Source organism: Microthrixaceae bacterium (assembly GCA_016702505.1).
Taxonomy (GTDB): domain Bacteria; phylum Actinomycetota; class Acidimicrobiia; order Acidimicrobiales; family Iamiaceae; genus Aquihabitans.
Genome location: JADJDU010000012.1, coordinates 58,395 through 65,704, shown reverse-complemented (window position 1 = coordinate 65,704; position 7,310 = coordinate 58,395). Strand labels below are relative to the sequence as shown.

General features: G+C 66.6%; 14 protein-coding genes. All 14 read left to right on the top strand.

Features of this window, described 5'->3' with window-relative positions:
* Positions 1-585, top strand: a 585-nt coding sequence (locus tag IPG97_13545; GenBank protein MBK6857532.1) for a hypothetical protein, incomplete at its 5' end; no start/stop codon positions are given.
* Positions 582-1,421: a hypothetical protein gene (locus IPG97_13540; GenBank protein ID MBK6857531.1), complete on the top strand. Its 840-nt coding sequence runs from the start codon at positions 582-584 to the stop codon at positions 1,419-1,421. The genes IPG97_13545 and IPG97_13540, both read left to right, overlap by 4 nt.
* Positions 1,418-2,077: a hypothetical protein gene (locus tag IPG97_13535; protein ID MBK6857530.1), complete on the top strand. Its 660-nt coding sequence runs from the start codon at positions 1,418-1,420 to the stop codon at positions 2,075-2,077. The genes IPG97_13540 and IPG97_13535 overlap by 4 nt, the downstream gene beginning before the upstream one ends.
* Positions 2,070-2,498 carry a single-stranded DNA-binding protein gene (ssb, locus tag IPG97_13530; GenBank protein ID MBK6857529.1) on the top strand — a complete coding sequence of 143 codons (429 nt, stop codon included), beginning with the start codon at positions 2,070-2,072 and terminating at the stop codon, positions 2,496-2,498. Before IPG97_13535 ends, ssb begins: the two co-directional genes overlap by 8 nt.
* On the top strand, positions 2,498-2,710 hold the full coding sequence (locus tag IPG97_13525) for a hypothetical protein (protein MBK6857528.1): 213 nt from the start codon (positions 2,498-2,500) through the stop codon (positions 2,708-2,710). Before ssb ends, IPG97_13525 begins: the two co-directional genes overlap by 1 nt.
* A 147-nt stretch (positions 2,711-2,857) precedes the next feature.
* On the top strand, positions 2,858-3,367 hold the full coding sequence (locus IPG97_13520; GenBank protein ID MBK6857527.1) for a hypothetical protein: 510 nt from the start codon (positions 2,858-2,860) through the stop codon (positions 3,365-3,367).
* Between the two features lie 80 nt (positions 3,368-3,447).
* A complete protein-coding gene (locus IPG97_13515) occupies positions 3,448-4,293 on the top strand; it encodes a helix-turn-helix domain-containing protein (GenBank protein MBK6857526.1) in 846 nt (281 codons plus the stop codon).
* Entirely contained in the window at positions 4,290-4,880 is a 591-nt protein-coding gene (locus IPG97_13510) for a hypothetical protein (GenBank protein ID MBK6857525.1), read from the top strand. The genes IPG97_13515 and IPG97_13510 overlap by 4 nt, the downstream gene beginning before the upstream one ends.
* Positions 4,880-5,167 (top strand): hypothetical protein, encoded by a 288-nt coding sequence (locus IPG97_13505; protein MBK6857524.1) that lies wholly within the window; start codon positions 4,880-4,882, stop codon positions 5,165-5,167. Before IPG97_13510 ends, IPG97_13505 begins: the two co-directional genes overlap by 1 nt.
* Positions 5,164-5,460, top strand: coding sequence for a hypothetical protein (locus IPG97_13500; GenBank protein ID MBK6857523.1), 297 nt, complete (start codon positions 5,164-5,166; stop codon positions 5,458-5,460). Before IPG97_13505 ends, IPG97_13500 begins: the two co-directional genes overlap by 4 nt.
* A 1-nt stretch (position 5,461) precedes the next feature.
* Positions 5,462-5,914: a hypothetical protein gene (locus tag IPG97_13495; protein MBK6857522.1), complete on the top strand. Its 453-nt coding sequence runs from the start codon at positions 5,462-5,464 to the stop codon at positions 5,912-5,914.
* Positions 5,911-6,432, top strand: a complete 522-nt coding sequence (locus tag IPG97_13490; GenBank protein ID MBK6857521.1) for a hypothetical protein — start codon at positions 5,911-5,913, stop codon at positions 6,430-6,432. Before IPG97_13495 ends, IPG97_13490 begins: the two co-directional genes overlap by 4 nt.
* On the top strand, positions 6,432-6,683 hold the full coding sequence (locus IPG97_13485) for a hypothetical protein (protein ID MBK6857520.1): 252 nt from the start codon (positions 6,432-6,434) through the stop codon (positions 6,681-6,683). Before IPG97_13490 ends, IPG97_13485 begins: the two co-directional genes overlap by 1 nt.
* Positions 6,680-7,087 (top strand): HNH endonuclease, encoded by a 408-nt coding sequence (locus IPG97_13480; protein MBK6857519.1) that lies wholly within the window; start codon positions 6,680-6,682, stop codon positions 7,085-7,087. The genes IPG97_13485 and IPG97_13480 overlap by 4 nt, the downstream gene beginning before the upstream one ends.
* The last annotated feature ends 223 nt before the right edge of the window (positions 7,088-7,310 follow it).

The following is a 7,310-nucleotide window of genomic DNA, read 5'->3' as shown; positions in this document are numbered from 1 at the left end:
GGTGAGTCCATCGGGGAGTCCTCGGACTCGTCGGACAAGGCCGTGGCGCAGGCCATGTCGGTAGCCCTCCGCACCTTCCTCCTGCAAGGGCTCACCATGCCCACCGACGACCCCGACCCCGACCACTCGTGGACCGACCGCGAAGCCAACGACCCGATCGAGCAGGGATGGGACTCGGCCGAGCAGCGGGAGGCCGAGTTCGCTGCACTCGCCGCCCGCGCCAAGGCCCTCTCCGACGACAACCCGGCCAAGGACTCCCTGCGGTCGTGGCTCAAGTCCAACGGCATCAACCCCAAGACCCTCACCAGCGACCAGGCCAACTCCTGGCTGGCCTCCCTGGAGGAAGCCGAGGAAGTCGGAGCGCCAGACGGGGGCGACGGGTGGAAGAACGCCGCCGAGCGCACCCGCACCATGAAGTCCCTCATGGAGCGCATCGCCGCCCTGCCGGCCTTCGAGTCCGAGCAGGTGAACGCCGAGATGGCCCGCATCGGGATCACCGGCGAGACCAAGCCCACCAAGGCCCAAGCCACCGAACTCCTCGCCGCCATCGCTGAGGCCGAGGAACTCGCGGCAGGTGGATCGTGAAGGTCTACGAGAAGAAGTCCTACGTCCTCGCTGACACGGTGAATGGTGGGTACTGGCACGCCACCCCGCAGCGGACCTACGTGTCGCAGTACGAGTCGTTCCACGCCGACAGCCCCGATGGCCCCGAGATGGCGGCAGACAAGCCCGACTACGCGCAATGGCTCCACTGTGACGTGCGGGCCACCGAGATCCATGCCAAGCGCAAGCCGGTAGCCGTGACCTCACACTACGAGTTGAAGCCCGAGTTCGGGCCGACGGGGGCCAACCCTGCGACCCTCACGCCCGAGCAATACGCCGAGCGATGCGACGACGACGACTTCCTGTCATCGCTCTACGTCCCCGTGCGGGAGGTGCACGGTGACGGCGAGTGGGAGGTGTGGGAGGTGCCCGCGGATGACGCCGAAGGGTCCCCCTGGCCTGACGACCTCGCCGGCACCGGGCTGTCGTGGCATGCCGATAAAGGGGCGGCGCTCGGGGTAGACGCTCGGTTCCACCACCTCCTGCCCGGCGCGCTCCAGGGGGTACTCGGGGCGATCACGAAGGAACTGGACGCCATCCCCGGCTGCGATGCCTACGACCACTCCGAGTGGAAGGTCTACAAGCGGCTCCCGAACCCCACGCCGCCGAAGCCGAAGAAGGGGCCAGGGTCGAGGACCGAACCGAAGCGAACGTGGACCACCATCACGGTCCCGATCCCGAAGCCACCCCGGTCCATCGCGGCCGAGAACTTGGCGGATGCGATCCAGAACTACCGGGCGAAGCGCGACGCCGCCATCGCCCAGTTCAATGCGGTCCACCGCTGCGACGCCTGCGGCGGTAAGGGGTGGGCCTCGTGATCCACCTCGCCGCCGACACCTGGCCCACCAACGCCGACCTCATCGCTGAGGTGGTGAGGCTGCACTGTCCCGACGCGCATTACGTAATCGACCTCACCCACAACACCGGCAAGTGGTGGAAGGTGTGGAAGCCCGAGCACCTCACGGCGAACGACCTCGATGAGCGGTACGGAGACTTCCACCTCGACTACAGACTCACCCGGGACTGGGTTTCGTTCGCCAACCTCTGGTCGCTGGTGGCCTTCGATCCGCCATACACCTCCACGGGCGGGCGTAAGACCTCCACCACCAAGTCCATGAACGCCAACTACGGCATGACCACCTCGGCCAAGACACCCGCTGAGAACCAGGGGTGGATCAACGCTGGCCTCTCCACGGCCGTCACGATCTGCGCCCCAAGGGGAGTGGTACTGGTCAAGGTGATGGACTACGTTTCCTCAGGCAAGCTCTGGCTGGGGACCTACCGAACCATCGACCACGCCTTGACACTTCCCGTCGAGGTGGAGGCCATCTACACCCACGTCGGCAAGCCCGGCCCTCAACCTCAAGTGAACCTCGACGGTTCACCGCGCCGTCAGGTGCACCCCCGCAGTAATGCATCAACCCTGCTCGTACTCCGCAAGCAGGCCAACCAGAAGGAGACTGCCCATGTCTGATACCACCGTCACCGTCGTCGGGAACACAACGAGAGATGTGGAGATCAAGTTCACCAACTCCGGCCAGGCCGTCGGGGACTTCGGCATCGCCGTCAACAAGCGCGTCAAGGGGGCCAACGGCGAGTGGGAGGACGGCGAGCCCGAGTTCTACGACGTGACCCTGTGGGGTTCCCACGCCGAGAACTTCGCAGAGTCCTGCCCTCGTGGAACCCGAGTCATGGTCATCGGTCGGCTCCAGTTCGACACCTGGGAGAAGGACGGTGAGAAGCGGTCCAAGGTGAAGATCGTGGCCGATCACGTCGGTCCAGACCTGCGCTGGGCGACCGCCTCGGTGGCGAAGGTCCAGAAGGGTGAGGGTGGGGCCAAGCCCGCCCCCCGTCGCACCACGGCCCCCGTCCACGACGACGAAGCTCCGTTCTGATGCTGTCTCTCGCAACGTCGCTCGTCACCATCCTCGGGATGTGGCTCGTCGCCAGGAAGCGGTGGGAGGGGTGGGCTGTTGGCCTCGCCAACCAAGCCCTCTGGTTCGCGCTCATCGTCCAGACGCGATCGTGGGGGCTGCTTGTCCTCATGGCTGCGCTCGTCTGGATCTACAGCCGGGCGCTCATCGACTGGCGGCGCAACGGGGTCTGACCCCCGAAGGATTGCCCGGCCCCGGGTCCCCCCCCTACAAGGAGACCCGGGGCCACTCCACCAGGGGGCCGCGGGGGGAAGGAGGCCAAACCCCCGCTCCGCTCCTGGTGGCGCTGCGACCACGAACACTACACCAAGGAGAACGCCATGACCACCATCACCATCAACGGGGGCAGGGTCACGCTAGGCGAGGCCATCGAAATCCTGCGGGAACTGCGCGAGAACTACGAGCGCAATACCGACCACGGATGCGGGCTCGTCATGCCAGAACCGAACCTCGTGGACGCCGCCCTCGACCTCGCCATCGCCGTGCTGGCCGAGCGGGCCGAGGTCTCACCAGCCCGACGCACCGACCCCGCCACCAGCCACCGCGCCGCCCCCGAGGAGATCAAGGCCGGGTCCGCCAGGGAGAAGATCCTCCTCGCCGCCGAGAACTCCGCATCCCCGCTCACCGCCCGGGAACTGTCCTACGAGGCGGGGCTCGGCCACCAGCGGTCCCCCTGGAAGCGGGTAAGCGAACTCGTCAAGGCCGGCTTCCTCAAGGCCGTCGGCGTCGGCATCGACACCGAGTCGGGCGCCCAGGCCACCACTTACGCCATCACAGCCAAGGGGAGCGCGGCCTGCGCTGGACTTCGCGCCCGCATGGGCGCATCGTAGGGGTCCCCACCAAGGTTTGGTAGCCCCCCGCGCCGGCTCGACTCGGCCGGGGGCATGATCGAGAAAGGCACGGTCTCCCGATGACTGAGCAGTCTACCTACAATCGCCCCTCGCGCTACGCGATGATCCCCGAGTGGGTGATCTACCACCCCGATCTGACTGGTTCGGATGTGAGGGTCTACGCCGTCATGGCCCGCATGGCGGACGCCGAGGGGCGCTGCTACCCCAAGGCCGACACGGTGGCTTCACGCCTCAACGTGAGCGACGACACGGTGCGTCGATCCATCGCCCGCCTGGAGGCCGCTGGGGCGCTCAGGGTGGAGCCGAAGATGGGTGCGGGCGGGTACCGATCCAACGACTTTCTGATCGCTGGGGACACCCCCCTCACCAACAAGATTACCCCCGAGCGGGCCAAGCAGAAGGCCGACGCCGAGGCCAACGGCCGCAAATCTGCGGCAGCGGGGGGGTGCCGCAATTCTGCGGCGACTGCTGCCGCAACCGTGCGGCGACAGGTGCCGCAAATCTGCGGCGACAAGGAAGGAGAACCATCCTTGAACGAGAACCAGTTGAACGAGAACCAGATCTTTCCCTCAACCGTTCCGGTCGAGGACCCGTTCGACCGCTTCTGGCAGCACTACCCACGCAAGGTCTCGAAGATCGCCGCACGGCGGAAGTGGGACGCGGCCATCAAGAGCGGGGTGGATGCCGAGGACATCATCTCCGCCGCAGAAGCCTTCGCTGCGTTCGTCAAGGCCGATCAGACCGAACCTCGGTTCATCAAGCACCCGGACGTGTGGCTCAACAAGGGATGCTGGGAGGATGAGTTGGAGCCAGCCAGCGAGCGAACCGCCCGCCGATCCCGCACCCTGGCGGACAAGTCGGCGCAGTACGAGCGAGTCCTGAACCGCCTCGGGGCAGCCTCGTGAACGGAGCCGACGTACTCCGGGTGCAGGCCGTGTGCGACGAGCTGTGGCCCCACTCGGAGAGGCATGTGGACGACGACCGCCTCGCCTTGCGGGTGAAGCTCTGGCAGGAGATCCTCGCCGGCATCACCGTCCCCGAGGCCGAGGCTGCCGTCGCGTCCCTCGCGGCCGAGGGCGAGAAGTTCGCTCCGGTGGTCGGGGTGATCCGCAAGCGGGCGCTCGCGCTGCGTCAGCAGGTCACCGGGAGCGGCGGGGTGCCGTCGGGTGCGGACGCGTGGGCCGAGGTGCTCCAGTTGATCCAGCGCCGCGGCCACATCCGCCCGCCCGAGGCCGAGCATTGCTCGCACCCGGCGATCTTCAAGGCGGTGGAGACCTTCGGGTGGATGAACCTGTGCCTCTCGGAGAACCAGATGGCCGACCGGGCGCACTTCATCCGGTTCTACGAGGAGATCGCCTCAGGCCACCGCGACCACATGGCTACGCCGACCGAGGCGCTGCGCGCTCTGGAGGCACCCGCTCAGGGGATGCTTGACTCCGGCCTGTCTGGCGGCGAAGATGAAGGCCCCTACCCCTACCAAGGAGAACTCTGATGCCGATCCCTTACATCTTGGCCTTCGTGGCCATCGCCTTCATCATCCTCAAGACCAAGCTATGGGTGTACGAGGATAACGCTTCCCGATGGAAGTCGTCCGAGTTCTTCGCCTCGTCACGCGCTGAGGTCAACCCAGTCAAGGCCCCACGATTCGGGTGGGTCGCTGGCTTCTGGGAGGGGGCTGGCCGAAACATCGCCGATCAGCCCATGAGTCGGAGTGCCGCCGTCTGGCGTCCGACCCGAGTATGGGCGGCGGCTGCGGCCCAGAAGCGGGTGGGATCGTGACCTTTCAACCGATCGCACAGCCGCGCCGGACCAACGTCGCCATCGACACCCAGCTCAAGTCGGTCTGGTCGGCCCTGCCGCTGGACGCCGAGATGGCCCGCTCGGCCTTGAGGAATATCGAACGGATATTCCACATCCTCCAAGAAGAACGGGATATCGTGCTGCGCGACGCGAACCGATGGATCGAGGCCCATAACGAGGCCGTCTCCGCCTACAACGGCATGGTTGGAGACATGGGGGATATCCGACGCATCCTCGACGGCGAGGACATCCACGAGAACTGCGGGTACTGACGTGAGCGCCTTGCAGTTCGGTGACCGGGTATCCTTCACCCACCACTACCGCCGCTTCCTCGGGAAGCGTCAGGTCTGGCCTCGTGGCGACCGCAGCCGATACGTGGACCCCATCGGGTACTCGGTGGAGTTGCGTGAGCGGCATCCAGACTCCACGCTTCCAGAGGAAGGGCCGCGCCATCCACGCCTCGGGCTCCACCCCGTCTCCATGACCCCGGTCACTTGGGAGCGCGTGCCCGTCTCCCTCCGCATCGGGGAGACCGTTCGCATGGACGGGGTGTTCGGCGGAACGGTCCTCAAGGCCGAGGGGTGGGTCGGCAACGTATGGGGCGAGGACTTCGGCCACTCGTGGAAGCACCACGCCTACGTCCCGCTTGCCGAGGTGATGGTCCGCTCCGTCGGCAAGCCACTCATGTACGTGGTCCACTTGGACGACTTGGCGGCGTGCCGGTGACGCCACTAGAACTGACCGAGGTCATGGACCGCCTGACCGGCGAGTTCGAGGTCGCCATGTCCGATGACGAGCAGACTATCTGGCGCGACTCCATCGCCACGTTCGACCGTGCCCAGTGCATCCGGGCCATCGAGAACTGCCTGGACCGCTACGACGCCCTCCCGTCCATCACCACCTTCCGAATGGAGTGCATCAAGGTCGGCCAGAAGGCCAACCCGAAGTCCTCCTGCACCTGCCGCGACGGGTGGGAGGAGATCACCGAGGACAACTACGTGGTGGCCTGCCGGCAATGCACCGCTGGCGACATGCGGGCTGCCTGCACCGAGGCGTACCGGGCGTACCGGGCGGAGTGGCGGCGCAAGCACCGTTCGCCGGAGTTCCTCAAGGAGAAGGTGGCAACGCCCGAGGCTGCCCACTCGTGGGCAGACCAAGCTCGGGACTGGTTGGTGAACGGGATGCCCGAACCCGAGGTCACCCTGGTTGGCGGACCCCGCGACGACGAGGACGAGTGGTTCTGATGTTCCTTGTGAGCGATGAGGCCGAGGACTTCCCGAGCGGGGAGTGCGGCCACCTCATCGGCCACCTGGCCATCCCGAACAAGGATGGGGTGCTGACCTACCTCCCGATCCGGTGCAACATGAGTGAGGGCCACCTCGCCCCCTGGTCGCCGCACAGGTTCCGTGATCCGATGAGTGGGATGCAGGTCAACAAGACGATGTTCCCGGCGACGACCATCGTGGACGAGCGCGGCTGCGTGGTGGAAGCGTGACCCTGGAGCGCAAGACCCCCTTGAAGCGGACCCCGTTCGTTCGCAAGACCCCGTTCAACTCGGGTCGTGCGATCCGCCCGAAGTCCCGCAAGAGACTGGCAGAGGGGCGGGAGTACGCCAAGCTCCGAGCGAAGCTGGTCCTTCACCCGTCGGCCCGCTGCGTCGTCTGCTGGGAGCAGAAGGGGGTGGACCACCGGCCCACCGACCTGCACCACCGGCGCGAGATGTCGATGGGTGGGGCGTACACGAACCCGGCCAACGTGGTGCCGGTCTGCCGCGAGGCGCACGACCACATCCACGCCAACGCCGAGAAGGACGGGTGGTCCCGCTTCATGGGCTACCTCGTGTTCGAGGGCGACCCCGAGTGGTCGGAGCTTGGCGCCCGAGCGTGGAGGAACCGATGATGGCCGTCGTGGTCCTGTTGATCTTCGTCCAGTTGGTGGCGGTCGGGCTAACGCTGACCGCCTACGTGAACAGCCCCGCCGCCAGGGACCGTAAGGCGGTCGAGGCCGGCACCCGCATGGCCCGGCTGCTCGACCAGGCAGTAGGAGATCCCATCACCCCACCACCGAGCGGTGGATGGAGCAAGCAAGACGAGCCGCGGACGAGTGGTTCGACAACCAAGGA